The 1,602-nt window shown below is 55.4% G+C and carries 1 rRNA gene; it reads right to left on the reverse strand.

What is annotated here, in order from left to right:
- Positions 1-52: 52 nt before the first annotated feature.
- Positions 53-1,590: ribosomal RNA gene (locus C9F12_RS22100) — 16S ribosomal RNA — on the reverse strand.
- Positions 1,591-1,602 lie beyond the last annotated feature (12 nt).

Below are 1,602 nucleotides of genomic sequence, written 5' to 3' on the forward strand. Positions count from 1 at the left end.
TGATCAGGTAATTCATTGTGAGCACTTACCGACAGTCAGATGACGTGTCGTTTAAGGAGGTGATCCAGCCGCAGGTTCCCCTACGGCTACCTTGTTACGACTTCACCCCAGTCATGAACCACACCGTGGTGATCGCCCTCCGAAGTTAGGCTAACCACTTCTGGTGCAGTCCACTCCCATGGTGTGACGGGCGGTGTGTACAAGGCCCGGGAACGTATTCACCGTGACATTCTGATTCACGATTACTAGCGATTCCGACTTCACGGAGTCGAGTTGCAGACTCCGATCCGGACTGAGACCGGCTTTATGGGATTAGCTCCACCTCGCGGATTCGCAACCCATTGTACCGGCCATTGTAGCACGTGTGTAGCCCTACCCGTAAGGGCCATGATGACTTGACGTCGTCCCCACCTTCCTCCGGTTTGTCACCGGCAGTCTCCCTAGAGTTCCCGACCGAATCGCTGGCAAATAGGGACAAGGGTTGCGCTCGTTACGGGACTTAACCCAACATTTCACAACACGAGCTGACGACAGCCATGCAGCACCTGTCTGAGAGTTCCCGAAGGCACCAATCCATCTCTGGAAAGTTCTCTCGATGTCAAGGGTAGGTAAGGTTCTTCGCGTTGCATCGAATTAAACCACATGCTCCACCGCTTGTGCGGGCCCCCGTCAATTCATTTGAGTTTTAACCTTGCGGCCGTACTCCCCAGGCGGTCGACTTATCGCGTTAACTGCGCCACAAAGCTCTCAAGGAGCCCAACGGCTAGTCGACATCGTTTACGGCGTGGACTACCAGGGTATCTAATCCTGTTTGCTACCCACGCTTTCGCACCTCAGCGTCAGTGTCAGTCCAGAAGGCCGCCTTCGCCACTGGTATTCCTCCCGATCTCTACGCATTTCACCGCTACACCGGGAATTCTACCTTCCTCTCCTGCACTCTAGCCTGACAGTTCCGGATGCCGTTCCCAGGTTGAGCCCGGGGCTTTCACAACCGGCTTATCAAGCCGCCTACGCGCGCTTTACGCCCAGTAATTCCGATTAACGCTCGCACCCTCCGTATTACCGCGGCTGCTGGCACGGAGTTAGCCGGTGCTTCTTCTGTGAGTGATGTCCTCCCTCGAGGGTATTAACCTCAAGGCTTTCTTCCTCACTGAAAGTGCTTTACAACCCGAAGGCCTTCTTCACACACGCGGCATGGCTGGATCAGGCTTTCGCCCATTGTCCAATATTCCCCACTGCTGCCTCCCGTAGGAGTTCGGGCCGTGTCTCAGTCCCGATGTGGCTGATCATCCTCTCAGACCAGCTACGGATCGCAGCCTTGGTGAGCCGTTACCTCACCAACTAGCTAATCCGACATAGGCTCATCCGATAGCGCAAGGTCCGAAGATCCCCTGCTTTCCCCCGTAGGGCGTATGCGGTATTAGCCTGGGTTTCCCCAGGTTATCCCCCACTACCGGGCAGATTCCTATGCATTACTCACCCGTCCGCCGCTCGACGCCTCCTAGCAAGCTAGGATCGTTTCCGCTCGACTTGCATGTGTTAGGCCTGCCGCCAGCGTTCAATCTGAGCCATGATCAAACTCTTCAGTTTAAAGTCTGATAG

This window comes from Halomonas sp. BN3-1 (genome assembly GCF_003056325.1).
GTDB lineage: Bacteria > Pseudomonadota > Gammaproteobacteria > Pseudomonadales > Halomonadaceae > Halomonas > Halomonas litopenaei.